Here is a 19,120-nt window from a genome sequence, read left to right as displayed (position 1 = left end):
GGAGGCCGAACATGCTTCGCCAGTTCCACTCACTGCCCGGTCTGATTGCCGCTCTGCTGGTCATGTTATTGGCCATCAGCGGCGCCATATTGTCCGTTGATCCTGCGCTGGAACGCCTGCACAGCACTTCAACCGCTGCCGGGCAGCTCAGCGTCGGCCAGTTGGACGGGCGCGTCGCCGACCATTTTCCGGGGGTTGAGCAAATCCAGCGGACAGCGTCCGGGACGGTCATCGTCTATTACCGCCAGGATGGGCGCTCCGGCGCTGAAAAGGTCGATCCACTGACAGGCCAGGGTCTGGCGCCTTACGAGCCGTCCGGCTTCTCGCGCTGGGTCAAAGACCTGCATCGCTCGCTGTTCCTCGGGACACCCGGTCACGGGGTGTCGGGCGTCGGTGCGATGTTCATGTTGATCCTGTCGGTGTCCGGCGCGTTGTTGCTGGCGCGGCGTCTGGGTGGCTGGCGCAATCTTCTGCGACCACTGCGCGGCACCTTCAGCCAGCGCTGGCACGCCGAAGTCGGGCGCCTGGCCTTGCTCGGGCTGCTGCTGTCGGCCGTGAGCGGGCTATACATGTCCGGCACCACGTTCGGTTTGATCGCCGACGGCACTCAGAACGAGCCGGCCTTCCCCACTCACATCAGCGCCGGCCCGGCCTTGCCTGTGGCCAGCCTGCCAGCCCTGCAGGCCGTCGACCTGAATGACCTGCGTGAACTGGTCTACCCGAGTGCCGACAACCCGCAAGACGTATTCTCTCTGCGCACCGCTCAGGGCGACGGCTATGTCGATCCGGTCAACGGCGACTTGTTGTCCTATCAAGCCCATGACGCGATGCGTAACCTTTACGAGCTGATTTACCAGTTGCACACCGGCGAAGGCCTCTGGTGGCTGGGCCTGCCGCTTGGCCTCTGCGCCCTGTGCGTGCCGTTAATGAGCGTGACCGGCATTCTGCTCTGGTGGCGCCGGCGCAAGGCTGACGCGAAGATCCAGCACAACAGCCCGGCTCACTGCGCCGACAGCGTGATTCTGGTGGGCAGTGAAAACAACAGTACTTGGGGGTTTGCCAAAACCCTGCACGACGCCTTGCACCAGGCAGGCCACCGAGTCCATAGCGCCGCACTCAATGAATGGAAAGCCGATTATCACGGCGCTCAGCGGATACTCATCCTCACCGCAACCCACGGTGACGGCGACGCTCCGGCCTCGGCGTCACAGTTTCTCACGCAACTGAGCCAGGTCGGCCTCACGCCTGGCCAGCCGTTTGCGGTACTGGGTTTGGGGGACAGGCAGTTTGCGCAATTCTGTCAGTACGCCCATCAGGTTCAACAAGCGATGGAACAAGCCGGCGGTTCGCCGTTGCTGGGACTGGAAACGGTCAACCGTCAGTCTCCACAGGAATTTGCTCGCTGGGGCGCGGCCCTGGGCGACGTGCTGGGTCACGAACTGACGCTGGTTCACCGCCCCAGCCACCCGCGCACCCAGCAACTGGTCCTGACCGAATGCATCGCCTATGGCGAGCAAGTCAATGCCCCCACTCACGTCCTGCGCTTCAAGGCAGCCGGCGCACTGCCGAGCTTTCAGGCCGGCGACCTGGTCGGCATTGTCCCACCGGGCAGCGCGGTTCCGCGTTTTTATTCGCTGGCCAGCAGCGCAGAAGACGGCGTTCTGGAGATCTGCGTACGCAAACATGAAGGCGGCGTTTGCTCTCAGTTCCTGCATGGTTTGAGCATCGGTGCGACGATCGAAGCGTTTATCCAGCCCAACCCGCAATTTCGGCCGGCGTCCGGGACCCACCCGGTCATTCTGATCGGCGCCGGTACTGGCATTGGCCCACTGGCCGGTTTTATCCGCAACAACAAGGCGCGGCACCCGATGCACTTGTATTGGGGCGGACGCAACCCCGCTTCCGACTTCCTCTACGAACCGGAGCTCAACCGTTATCTGGCAGACCGGCGCCTCACCGCCCTGCGCGCCGTTTTTTCCCAGGTTCAGGATCGTAGTTACGTGCAAGACCGGTTGATCAGCGACGCACTCGCGTTGCGCCATTTGATTGAAAAAGGCGCACAAGTGCTGGTGTGTGGCAGCCGAGAAATGGCCAAAGGGGTGATGCAGGCGCTGGATGAGGTCTTGGCACCGCTCAACCTCAGCGTGATCTCGCTCAAGGCACAAGGACGCTACCGTGAAGATGTCTACTGATACGCAACGCTACCGTTTGAACGGCGAAACCATGGGCACCCGCTACACGGCCCTGTTCTATGCCGAGCCCGGGATCAATTGTGACGAGATCGGCCTGGGCCTCGCCCATGCGGTACACCGGGTCGATCAGCAGATGTCGACCTGGAAGCCCGATTCCGATCTAAACCGCCTCAATGCCGCTGCCGAGCAGCAATGGCTGTCGGTGCCTCAGGAGCTGACCACGGTGTTGGCCGCCGCGCTGCGGGTCAGTCAACAGTCCAATGGCGCCTTCGATATCGCTGTAGGAGATCTGGTGCAGGCCTGGGGATTCGGCCCCGACGAACCCTCGATCACCGAACAGATGCTCGGTACCGACTCGCCAAAACCTCGACTGTCCGCCAGCAAAGCACTAGAGGTTGATCTGCAACGCAATCAGGTTCGCAAACGTGCGCCGCTGAATCTTGATTTGAACGGCATCGCCAAAGGCTTCGGGGTCGATCAATTGGCTCGCTGTCTGGAAGGGTTCGGCATCACCTGCTATCTGGTCGGCATCGACGGTGAAATGCGCGCCAGGGGCGTCAAACCTGATGCTCAACCCTGGGCCGTAGCCATCGAGAAACCCTGTCGCGGTGTGCGCGAAGTCATGGGGGTGATGGAACTCAGCGACTGTGCCATCGCCACGTCCGGTGACTATCGACACTGGGTCGATATAGGGGGGCAATCCTACGCACACACCATGAACCCGGCGACCGACGCCCCCTTGGCCAACTCACTCGCGTCCGTCACGGTGACGGCTTCCTCGTGCATGCTTGCCGACGCCTGGGCGACGGCACTGATGGTTCTGGGCGACATCGAAGGTCCACGCGTGGCACAGGCACGCGGCCTGGACGCTTTGTTCATTCTGCGCGACCGCGACCAATTCAAAGAAATATCCGTCGTCAGCGGCCAGCTTCAAACGCAGATACAGCCTCTAGCGGTGTAAACGGCGCAATGACAGTTAAAGCCTGTTGGCTCATTAAGTGCGCTCTTTCGCTTGTGCGTCGTTTTTACCGTCCTGTGCGACAGATCCCGTTTCAGGACTCCCGTGCCTGTCCGCTGCAGTGTTAGTTTGTAAATGCATGTGTCTCAGCGCTGAGACACGTCTTATCAACTGCCCTGCAAAGGAATGCCCCCGAGTCATGAATTTCCCTCTCAAGAATCTGGCCGCAACCTCGCTGATGCTGGCCTCATTGTCGCTATTCACAGTGCCGGCTCAGGCCAACATCACCCCGCCACAGAGCGCTGAAATCCTCAAGACCTTCAGCACCGGTTCGGTCACGGATTTCCGCCAGTTCCTCGGTGACCTGGCCAAGAGCGACCTGGCCAAAACGGCCGACATCGGCCCGGCCATCGGCGCGTTTCTCGACAATAAAACCCTGACGGCTGAACAACAGAACGAGATCTATCGCCTGCTCGGCCTCTATGCACGCGTGAAATACAGCGCGGCAGCCACCGAGACGCTGCGCGACCTGGTCCAAATCCCGACCTTTCGCAAGGACGGCGTTGCCCAGCACGACAACCCGGCATTCATCAAGATCGGCGAAAAGATCAAGGGCCTCGCCCAGTCTTTCAACCTGAACTTTCGCAACATCGACAACCGGGTCTATGAGATTTCCCTCGAAGGCACCGGCGATGAAGTCGTCGGCATTCATGCCCATGCTGACGTAGTGCCCGTGACGCCGGAAAACTGGGTACTGAAGGACGGCACCCGTCTTGATCCATTCAAGATCACCCTGATCGGTGACCGCATGTATGGCCGCGGCACCGAAGATGACAAGAACGGCATCGTCGTCACGCTCTACGCGATGAAGGTGATCAAGGAAGAAAAGCTGCCGCTGGCGCGCAATTTCAAGTTGTTGGTGGACACCACCGAAGAAACCACTGGCGACGCGATTCCCTACTACTTCGAGCGCAATCCAACGCCCAAGTACAATTTGGCGCTGGATGGCGGTTATCCAGTGGTGATTGCCGAGAAAGGTTACGGCACGGTCATGGCCCACTTTGCCAAGCGTCAGGCCGAGGGCAAAGGCGCGCAAATCATCTCGATGACGGGAGGCCTGGCGACCAATCAGATTCCTTCGGCGTCGGTTGCCACACTGGTCACCGACCAGCCCGCTGAGCTGGCGGCCAGCCTGCAAAAGGCCGGCGCCGAATACGCCAAACGCAATGGCGGCGATTTCCAGATCAGCAGCAAGGTCGACGGCAAAGACGTCAAGTTGACGGTCACGGGCGTGTCCGCCCACTCCTCCGAACCCGAGTCCGGGGTCAATCCGGTGGCGCGCATGCTCGACTTCATCAACAGCCTTGATGGCAAGGTCGCGCTCAAGCACAACCACATCACCGATGCTGCCCGCTACGCGGCTGACAACTGGGGGCTGGATTACCTGGGCAACAAACTCGGTGTTGGCTTCTCCGACGCCTTCATGGGCCCGCTGACCACGTCGCTGACCTATGTCGCGATGGATGACAACACCTTCAAGCTTGCGGTCAACCTGCGGGTTCCAAAAGGCAAATCACCCGAGAAACTCAAGGCCGAAATCGCTGAGAAACTGGCAGCCTGGAGCAAGAACAGCCACGTTGCCGTTACTTTCGACTATTCGGTCGCCGAACCGATGTACCGCAATCCCGAAGGTGAATGGGTCAAGGCGCTGTTGGCTGTGGCGACTGAGAACCTGGGCATGAAACACGAGTTCGGCACTTCAGCAGGAGCGACCTCGGTGCATGAGTTGCCCAACGGCGTGCAGTTCGGCCTGGCGCGGCCAGACGTCAAGTACACCGGCCATACCGATGGCGAGTTCAAGACCGTGGATCAATTCCAGCTGGATCTGCAAATCGTCACGGAAATGATGGGCCGCATCGGCCAGTTGCCAACACTCTGATTGCAATCTCGAACCCGCCGCCGTGGCGGGTTCGTCTTTTTAATCGCCACATAATCCCCGCCGCTCAGCCTCAGCGTCGAACATTGCACTGCCGGCAAGAAAAATTTGCCATCAGCGAGATTGATAGCCACCTAACGAAAGGTGCATGCTAGAGGGCTCACTCGGCCCTTATATCATTCCGAATGATAGTTACCTTTGCTTCATTCGATTCGTGCCATCCCACCCCCGCCCAGCATCATCCGCCCATCTTCAATACATTGGCGGATCAATCCATGGAACAGTCACTCAAACATTTGCGCTTCCCCTTGGCCATGTTGGCCGTGCTGGTGATGAGCGCTTGCGGCAAGACTCCGGAGACTGCCGCCGCCGCGCCTGCTGCGAAAGTCAGCGTGGCCAAGGTGCTGGAACAACCGGTCAACGAGTGGGATGAATTCACCGGGCGCCTCGAAGCGCCGCAAACCGTTGAAATCCGTCCACGGGTCTCCGGCCAGATCGACGACGTCGCCTTCACCGAAGGTGCGCTGGTCAAGAAAGGCGACTTGCTGTTCCAGATCGACCCGCGCCCATTCCAGGCCGAGGTTCGCCGCCTCGAAGCACTGGTCGCCCAATCCCGCGCCAACGCCACCCGCAGTGAAAACGAGGCGGCTCGTGGCGAGCGTCTGCGTACCAGCAACGCCATCTCCGCCGAGTTGGCTGATTCGCGTACCAGCGCGGCTAAAGAAGCCCGCGCCGCCGTCGGTGCGCTGCAAGCGCAACTGGATCTGGCCAAACTGAACCTGAGCTTCACCCGCGTCACGTCGCCGATCACCGGCCGTGTCAGCCGTGCCGAGATCACCGCCGGCAACCTGGTGACCGCCGACGTCACGCCACTGACCAGTGTGGTCTCCACCGACAAGGTCTACGCCTACTTCGACGCCGACGAGCGCGTATTCCTCAAATACACCCAACTCGCCCGCCAGGGTCAGCGCGGGGCCGGCACCCCGGTGTATATGGGCCTGTCCAATGAAGACGGCAACCCGCACCTGGGCCACATGAACTTCGTCGACAACCAGGTCAACCCGAAGACCGGCACCATTCGTGGTCGCGCGGTATTCGACAACAGCGACGGCCTCTATACCCCGGGTCTGTATGCACGGCTGAAACTGGTCGGCAGCGGCACCTACGACGCCATGCTGATCAACGATGAAGCGGTGGGCACCGACCTGGGCAAGAAGTTCGTACTGGTGATGGACGCGGACAACAACACCGTTTATCGCGCCGTCGAACTCGGTCCGAAGATCGAAGGCCTGCGCATCGTCCGTACCGGTCTGAACAAGGACGACACGATCATCGTCAAGGGCTTGCAACGGGTACGTCCTGGCTCACCGGTCACCCCTGAAGTGGTGCCGATGGCCAGCGAACAAACCATCGCGGCACTCGCACAACAACGTCAAGCGCTGGAAGCCAGCAACCCGCCTAAAGACGCCCCTGCCAAAGGTGCGTCCGGTTCGGTTGCGAAGCTGGCTGCTACGACCCCACGCGGTTAAGGGACGACAACTCCGATGAATTTTTCCCAATTCTTCATTTCACGGCCGATCTTCGCAGCGGTGCTGTCGCTGTTGATCCTGATCGCCGGTGCGATCTCGCTGTTTCAATTGCCGATCAGCGAATACCCGGAAGTCGTTCCGCCGACCGTCGTGGTACGTGCCAACTTCCCGGGTGCCAACCCTAAAGTCATCGGTGAAACCGTGGCCGCTCCGCTGGAGCAGGCCATTACCGGTGTCGAGAACATGCTGTACATGTCCTCGCAATCGACCGCTGACGGCAAGATCACCCTGACCATCACCTTCGCCCTGGGCACTGACCTGGACAACGCGCAGGTGCAGGTACAAAACCGGGTGACCCGCACCGAGCCGAAACTTCCCGAGGAAGTGACGCGCATCGGTATCACCGTCGACAAGGCCTCGCCCGACCTGACCATGGTTGTGCACTTGACCTCGCCGGACAAGCGCTACGACATGCTCTACCTGTCCAACTACGCCATCCTCAACATCAAGGATGAGCTTGCTCGTCTGAACGGTGTCGGTGACGTGCAACTGTTCGGCATGGGCGACTACTCGCTGCGGGTCTGGCTCGATCCGAACAAGACCGCTTCGCGCAATCTGACGGCCACCGATGTCGTCACCGCGATTCGTGAACAAAACCGTCAGGTCGCTGCCGGCCAACTGGGCGCCCCCCCTGCCCCGAACGCCCAGAGTTTCCAGCTGTCGATCAACACGCAGGGCCGCCTGGTCACCGAGGAAGAGTTCGAGAACATCATCATTCGCGCAGGCGATGACGGTGAAATCACCCGCCTCAAAGACATCGCCCGCGTCGAACTGGGTTCCAGTCAATACGCCTTGCGTTCGTTGCTGGATAACCAGCCCGCCGTCGCGATCCCGATCTTCCAGCGCCCAGGCTCCAACGCCATCGACATCTCCAACGAAGTCCGGGCGAAGATGGACGAACTGAAGAAAGGCTTCCCGCAAGGCATGGACTACAGCATCGTCTATGACCCGACGATCTTCGTGCGTGGCTCGATCGAAGCGGTGGTTCACACCCTCTTCGAAGCGCTGATCCTCGTGGTTCTGGTGGTGATCCTGTTCCTGCAGACCTGGCGCGCCTCGATCATTCCTTTGGTGGCGGTGCCGGTATCGTTGATCGGTACGTTTGCGGTGATGCACCTGTTCGGCTTCTCGCTCAACGCCCTGTCGCTGTTCGGCCTGGTACTGGCCATCGGGATCGTGGTGGACGACGCCATTGTGGTAGTGGAGAACGTCGAACGGAACATCGAACTCGGATTGGCGCCGGTCGAAGCCACCAAGCGCGCCATGCGTGAGGTGACCGGGCCGATCATTGCCACGGCACTGGTGCTGTGTGCGGTGTTTGTTCCGGCGGCGTTCATCTCCGGTCTCACCGGGCAGTTCTACAAGCAATTCGCGTTGACCATTGCGATTTCGACCGTGATCTCGGCGTTCAACTCGCTGACCCTGTCGCCGGCACTGGCCGCTGTATTACTGAAAAGTCATGACGCGCCGAAAGACCGCTTCTCCAAATTGCTGGACAAGATCTTCGGCGGCTGGCTGTTCCGTCCGTTCAACCGGTTCTTTGAAAAGGCCAGCCATGGTTACGTTGGCACCGTTCGCCGGGTCATCCGTGGCAGCGGCATCGCCCTGCTGCTGTACGCAGGCCTGATGGTGCTGACCTTCTTCGGTTTCTCCAGCACCCCGACCGGTTTCGTACCCGGCCAGGACAAGCAATACCTGGTGGCCTTCGCGCAACTGCCGGACGCTGCGAGCCTGGATCGTACCGAAGACGTGATCAAGCGCATGTCCGATCTGGCCCTGAAACAGCCAGGGGTGCAAAGCGCTGTAGCGTTCCCGGGACTGTCGATCAACGGCTTCACCAACAGCCCGAACGCCGGCATCGTGTTCGTGACCCTAAAACCGTTCGACGAACGTAAAGACCCGAGCATGTCCGCCGGTGCAATTGCCGGAGCCTTGAACGGCCAGTTCGCCAACATTCAGGAAGCGTACATGGCGATCTTCCCGCCACCGCCGGTACAAGGTCTGGGCACCATTGGTGGTTTCCGTCTGCAAATCGAAGACCGGGGCAACCTGGGCTACGACGAGCTGTACAAAGAAACCATGAACATCATCAACAAGAGCCGCAACGTGCCGGAACTGGCGGGCCTGTTCACCAGTTACACCGTGAACGTGCCGCAGGTCGATGCCGCCATTGACCGCGAAAAAGCCAAGACCCACGGCGTGGCGATCAGCGACATCTTCGACACCCTGCAGATCTACCTGGGCTCGCTGTATGCCAACGATTTCAACCGTTTTGGCCGCACCTATCAGGTCAACGTTCAGGCCGAGCAGCAGTTCCGCCTCGAGTCCGATCAGATCGGCCAATTGAAAGTGCGCAACAACAAAGGCGAAATGATCCCGCTGGCGACCTTCATCAAGGTCAGCGACACCTCAGGTCCCGATCGCGTGATGCACTACAACGGTTTCATCACTGCGGAAATCAACGGTGCAGCTGCTCCCGGCTACAGCTCGGGCCAAGCGGAAAAAGCCATCGAGAAACTGCTCAAGGATGAACTTCCGAACGGCATGACCTACGAATGGACCGACCTGACCTACCAGCAGATTCTGTCCGGCAACACCGCGCTGTTCGTGTTCCCGCTTTGTGTACTGCTGGCGTTCCTGGTGCTCGCCGCTCAGTACGAAAGCTGGAGCCTGCCATTGGCGGTGATCCTGATCGTACCGATGACCCTGCTGTCGGCCATCACCGGTGTGATCATCTCCGGCGGTGACAACAACATCTTCACCCAGATCGGCTTGATCGTACTGGTGGGGCTTGCCTGCAAGAACGCGATTCTGATCGTCGAGTTCGCCAAGGATAAACAGTTGGAGGGGCTCGACCCGCTGGCGGCGGTACTGGAAGCCTGCCGTCTGCGTCTGCGGCCGATCCTGATGACCTCCTTTGCGTTCATCATGGGCGTGGTGCCCCTGGTGTTCTCCAGCGGTGCCGGTGCCGAAATGCGTCACGCCATGGGTGTAGCGGTGTTCTCCGGGATGCTCGGGGTGACCTTCTTCGGTCTGTTGCTGACGCCAGTCTTCTACGTACTGATTCGCAACTTTGTCGAGCGCAGCGAAGCGCGCAAAGCGGCCAAAGCTCTGAAACTGGAGGCGCAACAATGAGTCTGAAAGTCTTCCTGCCGAGCCTGCTGGTGCTGGCACTCAGCGCCTGCGCCGTCGGTCCCGACTACAAGACCCCGGCGACGGAAGCGGCCAACATCACGACCGCCACCGACGGCGCCAACGGTCAAAAAAACTTTGACCGTTCGAAATTCGAAGGCATCTGGTGGCAGCAGTTCGACGATCCGACTCTCAACCAGTTGGTGACCCAATCGCTGCAAGGCAACCGAGAACTGCGCGTGGCGTTCGCCCGCTGGAAAGCCGCCCGAGCGATCCGCGACGACGCCAGCAACGACGCAATGCCGACCATTACCAGCCGCGCCAGCAGTGATCTGGCCAAGGGGCAGATTCCCGGTCAGACCACCAAACGGGTCAGCAGCGAACGCTATGACCTGGGCCTGGACATGGCTTGGGAGCTGGACTTGTTCGGTCGCATCCAGCGCAATCTGGAAGCCAGCGACGCCGACCAACAGGCCGCCGAGGCCGATCTCTACCAACTGCAAGTCACCATGATTGCCGAACTGGTGGACGCCTACGGTCAACTGCGCGGCGCCCAACTGCGGGAAAAGATCGCCGTGGCCAATCTGAAAAACCAGCAGGCGTCGCGCAAGATCACCATCAGCCTGCGTGACGCCGGCGTTGGCGATCAGCTCGATGTCGAACGTGCCGATGCGCGTCTGGCCTCGGTCGAAGCCAGCGTGCCGCAACTGCAGGCGGAACAGGTTCGACAGAAAAACCGTATCGCCACCCTCCTGGGTGAGCGTCCGGACAAGCTGACCGTCGATCTGAGTCCAAAAGACTTGCCGGCGATTGCCAAGGCCCTCCCAATCGGGAACCCGGGCGAACTGCTGCAACGCCGTCCAGACATCCTCAGCGCTGAACGCAAGCTGGCCTCGGCCACGGCGCGGATTGGCGTGGCCAAAGCAGACCTGTTCCCACGGGTCAGCCTCAGCGGTTTCCTCGGCTGGACGGCCGGGCGCGGCTCGCAGATCGGTTCTTCGGCGGCCAGTGCCTGGGCACTTGGCCCTAGCATTACGTGGGCAGCCTTCGACCTTGGCAGCGTCAGAGCGCGCTTGCGCGGCGCCGATGCGGATGCCGAAGGCGCCTTGGCGACCTACGAGCAACAAGTGCTGTTGGCACTGGAAGAGTCGGAAAACGCGTTCAGCGATTACGGCAAACGCCAGCAACGCCTGATCTCGCTGATCCGTCAGAGTGAATCGAGCCGCAAGGCCGCTGACCTGGCAGAGATTCGTTACCGCGAAGGCACGACGGACTTCCTCGTGCTGCTCGACGCCCAACGTGAACGTCTGAATGCCGAAGACAGCCAGGCCCAGGCCGAAGTCGATTTGTATCGCGGCATCGTCGCGATCTACAAGGCGCTGGGGGGTGGCTGGCAGCCAGAGACAGTCGCCATTCAGTAAGAGTTGTTAAAGAGCTCCTTTGGTTGGCCGCAACCAACCAAATTTTTTGCCCCGCGTATCATTCGGTCGCGGGGCTTTTTTGTGCCTGATCTTTTTTGTTTTCCAGAATCGTGACTGTGGCGGTGGTACCTGCCCGCAAGCGGTTCTTGCCGGCATAGTCACCGTCGATTTCGATCCGTACTGGCACCCGTTGCGCCAGTTTTACCCAGGTGTAACTCGGATTGATGTTGGCCAGCAGCCGACTGCCCGGGGCGTTTTCACGGTCGGCGATGGCGAAGGCGATGCTCTGCACCGTGCCCCCGAAGGTTTCACCGCTCATCAACTGAACCCGCACCCGATCGCCTTCCTCGATTCGCGGCAGTTTGGTTTCTTCGAAATAGCCGCTGATGTAGAACGAATCACTGTCGACCAGCGCCAACAGCGCCCCACCGGCCACCGCGTAATCACCCTGACGCGTCAACAGGTTGGTGACATAGCCGCTGACCGGCGATTCAACACGAGTACGCTGCAGGTCCAGTTGCGCTTGAGTCAGTGCGGCAATCGCCAATTGCACGTTGGCTTCGGCCAGCCCGAGATTGGCCTGATTGCGCAACAGATCAGCCTGGGCAACAGCCACATCGGTACTGGATTTTTCCCATTCCTCCCCGGAGATGGCAAAGCCTTGTTTGAGCTTACGCCGCCGGCGCTCTTCGCTTTGACGCTGTTTGAGCAGTGCTTCACTGGCAACAATCGCGGCTTGCGACTGCCCCAGTGTGGCCTTTGCCACTTCAACCGCGCGCCGCGAATGCTCTACCGCCAAGCGGTAGCGTGCCGGATCGATTTCCATCAACAGCTGGCCTTTGTCGACATGCTGATTGTCCTGCACCGCCAGACTGACGATGCGTCCCGAAACATCAGCCGATAAGGTCACCACGTCCGCCCTCACCCGGGCATCCCGGGTCCACGGCGCGCGGGTGTAATGCTCCCAGGCAAACCAGCCGAGCACGATTGCCAGTATCACCACCGCCAACGTCGTCAATCGAGCAAGTAACACTTTCAAGGCATCAGGCTCCCATCAGCAAAATCAGCGTGGCACAGACGCAGACATACAACGCGCCCTCAAAAAGTGCTTCATGCCAGACCCGTCGCATCACCCCCAGTCGGCGCAAAACCCAGTCCAGCAACATGAATATCGGTATGGCCAGCAACAGGGCCTGGGCAATCGGTGGCAGATAAACGCCGCCAATCTCGAAATCAATGGGCAAGGGTTGGCTCTCCTTCCGGGGCATTACGTTGCAACTGTTCGCCATGGCGCTCAAGGAATGAAACGACGATCATCAAAGCTACACGCATGCGAAACACCGACCATAAATGTTCATGACTGGCGACGTGCAAATCATCCAGCTCATCCCCCAACCCGTGCAGCTTGACCAGCAACGGCGCCAGTTGTGCGTCGTGGCGACCCGCCACAAAGCGCCCGGTCTTGCGCAGGCTTGAAGACAAGCGCTGGCTGAACGCATCCGTCAGCAGTGCATTGTTCTGCGCCTGCTGCCTGAGTTGGTGGGTGGCCACACCCAAGGCTACGCACGCCAGACTGATTTCATATAGCTGCTGCATGGCGCGGTCATTTGTTGCCGGCAACAAGCCAAGCATGCTGGTCAGGCGATCAACCATGCGGCTTTCGAAGGCGAATTGTTGTTGGTCGGTAGGCGGTGTTTTGGTCAGTTCATAAACCTGCTCGCGCGCCTCGTGATACAACCGGCGAACTCGCCAGACCGGGCGAAACGGAAAAATCCACGCATAGACGATCAGCGCCAGCATCGCCGCGCTGACGTAAGCACCGGCAAACTCGAACCATTGAATGGCCGTGTTCTGCCCGGTGCCGACATTCTGTGGGCCGAGGAGAAGAAAACTCGACAGCCCAAGGCCCATACCGATTCCGGCAGTCGCCGGGCTCGCCAAACCCACCGCGATCACGTAAAGCAGAGGGGCAAGTATCAACGCCAGCAACTCGAAATCGCTGATCGCCGGCACCAGCATGAACTGATAGACCGCCGAGACCACAAGTGCCAACCCCAATCCACGGGCATAACTTTGCGCGGCCATCAGCGGTCGCGGGAAAGTCGCCATGAGCGAACAAAGAATCCCTACCAGAATCATCCCGCCCCGAGCGCCGTCCCAGGCCGTTTCGATCCAGATCAGCCCGGCCACCAGCAAGGCGGTGAAGGCTCGTATGGCGTTCATGGTGGCCAGCGTGAAATCCAGATGCAGTGAGCTGGCCTGACCGCGATAAAGGCAACTGGCCTCGCGCCCTTCCTGAATCGCGTCGCTCAACTCGAGGATTTGCTCCAGTTGCTGCAACAGCCGCGCCTGCTCCCAGCGCAACGCCCAAGCCAGTGACCGCAGGGGGGCGCTCAGGTCTTCGGTCAACTGTTCAGTCTGGTAAGCCAATGCTTCGAACTGCTGTTGCAGCGTGACGAAGTGATGCCGCGTCTCGGCAGACATAGACCTCCCCTGCTCCGCCAACTGATCGAGAAGCGCCAGTTCAGCGGCACGCAGGCGCTGGACATTCTGCGGCAAATCGCCCTCCCAGCGCTCGGTGAGCAGTTCGCGCTGATGCCTCAATGCGGTCAACCGAGACGTCAGCAACATCAGCTGGTTGCCCAATAGCAGCACCAGATTGTTGGCACTGCGCAATCGTGGCGCGTCGAAATACAGGTGGCGCCGCAGCCCTTCAAGGACGCTGATTTCACCGAGCAACTGCATTTGTCGGCGCTGAAATTGGGCTTCGCTTTCTTCTGTGCGAATCACTGCAGCGGCGTGGCTGGCGACGAGTTTGATCACTTGGTCGACCTTGGCGAAATACCCCTTGGCCACGGCTTCCGGGCGCGCCGTGAGCAAGCTGACCACACAGACACACGCCACGGCCAGCAGGGTCTCGGTGACGCGGGTGATGGCCAATAGAAAGGTGCCGTCCTGATTGGGAATAGCCAGTAATGCCACCACCACAGCGGTATAGCCACTGAGTACAAATGCCTGGGAGCTGGTGTAGCGCAGCAAGGTGCCGCCTGCCGTGCACAAGGCCAGCCACAAGGCCAGCGTGGTAATGAATGGCAGCGGCGCCTGCGGGAAAATCGCCATGATCAACACCGCGACGGCCGCCCCCAGGGTGGTACCGATCACCTGACCGAAACTGCGCGCCAACGCCATCCCTGCCAGCGGCTGGCTGACAATGACGACCGCCATGATCGACCACTTGGGTTGGTCAAGATCGAACACAAACGCCAGATACAGCGTCAGCAACCCCGCCGCGATGGTGCGCAAGGCAAACAGCAGGATCGCCTGACCGGGATGTATCACGGCCTTGAAGTAATTGAGCAGGGCTTGCATGGGCACACTCGTCGAAACAACTCCTCCAAGCGTAGACACTGCCTTGAAAACTTCACGACTCACAGAGTCGACGCGACTTGTAGGCCGATTCGCATGTATCGGGTTTGACTCACAGGCCGGGCTGACCGAAGCTTGCCGCTGCGCTCAAGTTCGCCTGTTTTCGGAATCCTGCATGCTCAAGTCCCGCCGTTACCTGCTCATCAGCCTTGGCCTCGTGCTGGTCATCACCGTGGCCTGGTTATCCCTGCGCAGCAGCGCCCCGGTGATCCCGGACGCGATCAGGCACGGTTACAGCGAAGCGCTGAGCGCCGCCCGTACCGGTCAAGCGGGCGCGGCACGTCAGTTGTATCAACAATTGGGGCGTGCCGATCTGTCGGTCAAGCGACGCGTCTGGCTGCATGACGAACTGGCTAACTACCCCAGTCCGCTGGCCTTGAAACTCGCCGATGCGGACCTGCAGAACAAATCGCCCAAGGTGCGTGCAGCGGCAATCAACAGTGTGCTTGGACTGGTTCCGGGCGGTGAACGCAGCCTGTTGCTGGGGCCGATGCTTGATGATGAAAATCAAACCGTCCGTTTTGCCGCGATCAACGCTCTGCTCGGTTTGACGCCTGATGAGCTAGGCCTGTACTTCGCGCCGCTGCAGCAGGCGATTGACGGCTGGGAGCAAGTGCTCAAGGGCCAACCTGAAAGTGCAGCCAACTATGCGCAACTGGCTCGCCTTTACATCCATAACGCTGAACTCAAAAACGCTCAGATTGCACTGGACAATACGCTGCGTCTGGAACCCGGCAACCTGCAGGCGCTGGTCATGCAGATCGATGTGCTTGACCGCCAGGGACAGACTGACGCCGCCCGACAATTACTCGCCCGACAGCTCAAGGCCCAGCCAGACTCCGCGTATCTGCAACATGCCCTCGGTCTTTGGCTGCTGCACCACGGTCAGCGTGAATACGCCCTGCTCGGCTTGTCCAAAGCGGTCGAACTGGAACCTGACAACAAGGATTACCGCTACGACCTCGCCACCACTCTGCACAGCGCCGAGGAACTGGAGGCCGCGCAAAAGCAGTTGCAGGAAATCGTTCAGCGTCATCCCGCTGATCGCAAAGCACGGGTGTTGCTGATCAATTACTGGAAAGAGAGCGGCCAACTGCAGAATGTGCAGGTTCTGCTGGCCCAACTCGAACAACTGAACCCCGACGATCCCGCGTTGCAGCAAGGGCTCTGAACGAGCGTTCAAAGAAAATTCTGAACCGCCATCTCGCCAAGGGGTCAAGTAGATCAGGCGACCGCTTTCGATAAAGCGCCTCGACTCCCCTAGTCATGAGAGGGCATTTTTTGTCTACATCTAACGCGTTGATCAGTGCAAAAGCCGCTACCGGCATTGTGGGTATGGACGACATCCTGGCCGGTGGTTTATCTCGCGGACATGTGTTCTTGCTCGAAGGTGAGCCCGGAACCGGCAAAACCACGGTCGCTCTGCATTTTCTTATGGCAGGCGCACTCGCCGGCGAACGCTGTTTGTACATTACGCTGTCCGAGACCGAGCGTGAGTTGCGCCAAGGGGCGCTCTCCCACGGCTGGGAGCTTGATGACAATATTGAAATTTTCGAGCTGACACCGCCTGAAAGCCTGCTCAATGCCGAGCACCAGCAGAGCCTTTTGTACTCCTCCGACCTGGAACTGGGCGAAGCGACCAAGCAGATTTTTGAAGTGGTTGAACGCTTCAAGCCGACACGCGTGGTACTCGACAGCCTTTCCGAAATTCGTTTGCTGGCGCAAAGTTCCCTGCGCTACCGCCGGCAAATCCTGGCGATCAAGCATTACTTCGTACGCTACGACGCCACGGTCTTGCTGCTCGACGACCTGACCACCGAATCACTCGACAAGACCGTACACAGTGTCGCCCACGGCGTGATTCGTCTCGAAGAGATCACACCCAACTACGGTGCCGAGCGCCGCCGCATTCGCGTGGTCAAGTATCGCGGCCAGAAGTACCGTGGTGGTTTCCACGACTTCACCATCATGGGCGACGGCGTGCATGTGTTCCCTCGACTCGTGGCCGCCGAACACCGCGGCGACTATGCGCGCCTGCAATTGACCAGCGGCATCAAGGAAATGGATGCCCTGCTCGGGGGGGGCATTGAAGCGGGCTCCAGCACCTTGATTCTTGGTCCAGCGGGTACCGGTAAATCGCTGATCTCGATGATTTTCGCCGCCGCAGCCGTGTCCCGCGGTGAGAAAGCAGCGCTTTTTATTTTTGATGAAGAGCTGGGGTTGTTGTTCGAGCGCATGAAAAACATCGGCATCGACCTCAAGGCCTTACAGGCCACGGGCAATCTGCTGATCGAGCAGGTCGATGCCGCCGAACTGTCGCCCGGCGAGTTCTCTCATCGTGTGCGCCGATGCGTCGATGAAGGCAATATCAAAACCGTGGTGATCGACAGCATCAATGGCTACCAAGCCGCGATGCCGGAAGAGAACGCCCTCGTGCTGCACATGCACGAATTGTTGCTGTACCTGAACCGCAAAGGTGCCGCGACGTTTATGACCGTCGCCCAGCATGGGCTGGTCGGCGATATGCAGGCGCCAGTCGATATCACTTACCTGGCCGATACGGTGATCCTTTTGCGCTACTTCGAAGCGATCGGCAAAGTTCGCCGGGCAATCTCGATCATCAAGAAACGTACCGGCAGCCATGAATCGACAATCCGCGAATACCGTATTTCGTCGCAAGGCATGACCATCGGCGAACCGCTGGACGCTTTTCAAGGCGTACTGCGCGGTGTGCCGACCTACCTTGGTGCGAGCAAACCTTTGCTTTCGGAAGATAACTTGTGACGCAGACCATGCCGCTGGCCGAACAGGCGCTGATTCTGGCACCGGTGGGCCGCGACAGCCAAATTGCGCTGATGATCCTCAACGAGGCCGGTTACGGCGGCCTGATCACACCCGATCTTGGCTCGCTGTGCGCTCAGCTTGAGCAAGGTGCCGGCCTGCTGCTGATCGCTGCCGAAGCCTTGCATGGGCCAGAGCTGGAAGCGTTGTTTGTGTATCTGGAACAACAACCGGCGTGGTCGGACCTGCCGATCATATTGCTCACCCACCATGGCGGGCAGCAACAAGCGCCCTCCTCGCACCTCAGTAGCCAGTTGGGCAACGTCACGTTTCTTGAACGCCCGTTTCATCCGGCCACGCTAGTCAGCATGGTTTCGACTGCCCTGCGCGGTCGACGTCGACAGTACGAAGCCCGCGACCGCCTGATCGACCTGAGCGAAAGCGAACGCCGCCTGCAATCAACCCTCGAAACCCTTGAGCAACAAGTCGAAGAACGCACCGCGCAGCTTCGCCATAACGAAGAAGCATTGCGTCAGTCGCAGAAAATGGAAGCCGTCGGACAGCTTACTGGCGGTATCGCCCACGACTTTAACAACATGCTCACGGGGATCATCGGCAGCCTGGAGCTGCTGCGCCGACGCCTGGCCCGAGGGCGCACCGAAGACCTCGACAGCCTGATCGATCTAGGCGTGACCTCTGCCAACCGCGCCGCCGGCCTGACTCACCGTCTGCTGGCGTTTTCGCGTCGGCAGTCGCTCGACCCCAAAGCGGTGCAGATGAATAGCCTGGTGCTGTCGATGGGCGAACTGCTGCAACGCAGCCTCAACGAAAGCATTCATCTGGACATGCGCCTGGACGACAAACTGTGGGTCGCCGAGGCCGATCCCAACCAACTGGAAAGCGCCCTGCTCAACCTGGTGATCAATGCCCGCGACGCCATGCCCGAGGGCGGAAAACTGGTGGTAGAGACGAGCAATCAGGTGCTGCACCGTGAGTTCACCGAGGCCTATCCCAATCTTGAACCCGGTGATTATGTGATGTTGAGCGTCACCGACAACGGCAGCGGCATGCCCAAAAGCGTGATCAACCGTGCATTCGATCCGTTTTTCACCACCAAGCCGATCGGGCAAGGCACCGGGCTGGGCCTGTCGATGATTTATGGCTTCAGCAAGCAGTCGCGTGGACATGTCTCGATCGACAGCGAAATCGATGAAGGAACCACCGTCAACCTCTACCTGCCGCGCTTTCGCGGTGAAGAACGTGAGCACCCCGCCCGCGATACCCTCCAGGCCCCGCATGCAATGGATGGCGAAACCGTGCTGATCGTCGAGGACGACCCGGCGGTTCGCTTGCTGGTCAGTGCCGTGCTCAGTGAGTTGGGTTACGCCTATGTGGAGGCCGCGGATGCCGACGCTGCGGTGCCGATTATCAACTCACCTCAGCGTATTGACCTGATGATCAGCGATGTCGGCTTGCCAGGCATGAACGGACGGCAACTGGCGGAGATCGGCCGGCAATACCGACCGGGGCTCAAAGTCCTGTTTATCACCGGGTACGCCGAGCATGCGGCCGTACGTGCAGGTTTTTTGGACTCGGGCATGCAGATGATCACCAAACCCTTCACCTTTGATCTGCTGACGGCCAAGGTACGCGAGATGATCCGAGGCTAACGCCTGAACATGGCA

General features: G+C 59.9%; 12 protein-coding genes. 9 read left to right on the top strand and 3 right to left on the bottom strand.

All coding sequences use genetic code 11. From position 1 onward, the window contains the following. Window positions 1-11 precede the first annotated feature (11 nt). The 6 genes from AACY50_RS09825 to AACY50_RS09800 all read left to right on the top strand — a co-directional run bounded on the left by AACY50_RS09825 (window position 12) and on the right by AACY50_RS09800 (window position 11,228). Window positions 12-2,192, top strand: a complete 2,181-nt coding sequence (locus tag AACY50_RS09825) for a PepSY domain-containing protein (protein ID WP_339538504.1) — start codon at window positions 12-14, stop codon at window positions 2,190-2,192. Then, complete coding sequence (locus AACY50_RS09820; protein ID WP_339494553.1) at window positions 2,182-3,153, top strand: FAD:protein FMN transferase; 972 nt, start codon at window positions 2,182-2,184, stop codon at window positions 3,151-3,153. The genes AACY50_RS09825 and AACY50_RS09820 overlap by 11 nt, the downstream gene beginning before the upstream one ends. Before the next feature lie 196 nt (window positions 3,154-3,349). Further along, window positions 3,350-5,089, top strand: a complete 1,740-nt coding sequence (locus tag AACY50_RS09815) for a dipeptidase (protein WP_339464270.1) — start codon at window positions 3,350-3,352, stop codon at window positions 5,087-5,089. A gap of 272 nt (window positions 5,090-5,361) precedes the next feature. Then, window positions 5,362-6,615: a multidrug efflux RND transporter periplasmic adaptor subunit MexE gene (gene mexE, locus AACY50_RS09810; RefSeq protein WP_339464272.1), complete on the top strand. Its 1,254-nt coding sequence runs from the start codon at window positions 5,362-5,364 to the stop codon at window positions 6,613-6,615. A 15-nt stretch (window positions 6,616-6,630) separates the two neighbouring features. Continuing rightward, a complete protein-coding gene (locus tag AACY50_RS09805; RefSeq protein ID WP_339464274.1) occupies window positions 6,631-9,810 on the top strand; it encodes an efflux RND transporter permease subunit in 3,180 nt (1,059 codons plus the stop codon). Next, window positions 9,807-11,228, top strand: coding sequence for a TolC family protein (locus AACY50_RS09800; protein ID WP_339464275.1), 1,422 nt, complete (start codon window positions 9,807-9,809; stop codon window positions 11,226-11,228). The genes AACY50_RS09805 and AACY50_RS09800 overlap by 4 nt, the downstream gene beginning before the upstream one ends. A 58-nt stretch (window positions 11,229-11,286) precedes the next feature. Here the strand turns inward: AACY50_RS09800 and AACY50_RS09795 are convergent, their stop codons facing one another. Genes AACY50_RS09795 through AACY50_RS09785 form a run of 3 tightly spaced genes read right to left on the bottom strand, consistent with a single transcriptional unit; the run spans window position 11,287 to window position 14,597 of the window. Then, window positions 11,287-12,267: an HlyD family secretion protein gene (locus AACY50_RS09795; protein ID WP_339464277.1), complete on the bottom strand. Its 981-nt coding sequence runs from the start codon at window positions 12,265-12,267 to the stop codon at window positions 11,287-11,289. Between the two features lie 4 nt (window positions 12,268-12,271). After that, the gene (locus tag AACY50_RS09790) at window positions 12,272-12,472 is read right to left on the bottom strand and encodes a DUF1656 domain-containing protein (RefSeq protein ID WP_339464278.1); all 201 of its coding nucleotides are present in this window, start codon (window positions 12,470-12,472) and stop codon (window positions 12,272-12,274) included. Continuing rightward, on the bottom strand, window positions 12,462-14,597 hold the full coding sequence (locus tag AACY50_RS09785; RefSeq protein ID WP_339538503.1) for an FUSC family protein: 2,136 nt from the start codon (window positions 14,595-14,597) through the stop codon (window positions 12,462-12,464). The genes AACY50_RS09790 and AACY50_RS09785 overlap by 11 nt, the downstream gene beginning before the upstream one ends. Before the next feature lie 172 nt (window positions 14,598-14,769). On the opposite strand from AACY50_RS09785, the gene AACY50_RS09780 reads away from it, so the two are divergent. The 3 genes from AACY50_RS09780 to AACY50_RS09770 all read left to right on the top strand — a co-directional run bounded on the left by AACY50_RS09780 (window position 14,770) and on the right by AACY50_RS09770 (window position 19,105). Then, the gene (locus tag AACY50_RS09780; protein WP_339464282.1) at window positions 14,770-15,825 is read left to right on the top strand and encodes a tetratricopeptide repeat protein; all 1,056 of its coding nucleotides are present in this window, start codon (window positions 14,770-14,772) and stop codon (window positions 15,823-15,825) included. A 110-nt stretch (window positions 15,826-15,935) separates the two neighbouring features. Continuing rightward, entirely contained in the window at window positions 15,936-17,438 is a 1,503-nt protein-coding gene (locus AACY50_RS09775; protein ID WP_339464283.1) for an ATPase domain-containing protein, read from the top strand. After that, window positions 17,435-19,105, top strand: a complete 1,671-nt coding sequence (locus AACY50_RS09770) for a response regulator (protein ID WP_339538502.1) — start codon at window positions 17,435-17,437, stop codon at window positions 19,103-19,105. The genes AACY50_RS09775 and AACY50_RS09770 overlap by 4 nt, the downstream gene beginning before the upstream one ends. Window positions 19,106-19,120 lie beyond the last annotated feature (15 nt).

Source organism: Pseudomonas sp. RA_15y_Pfl2_54, from assembly GCF_963971015.1.
Lineage (GTDB): Bacteria > Pseudomonadota > Gammaproteobacteria > Pseudomonadales > Pseudomonadaceae > Aquipseudomonas > Aquipseudomonas baetica_A.
This window is presented reverse-complemented; position numbering and strand designations above follow the sequence as displayed.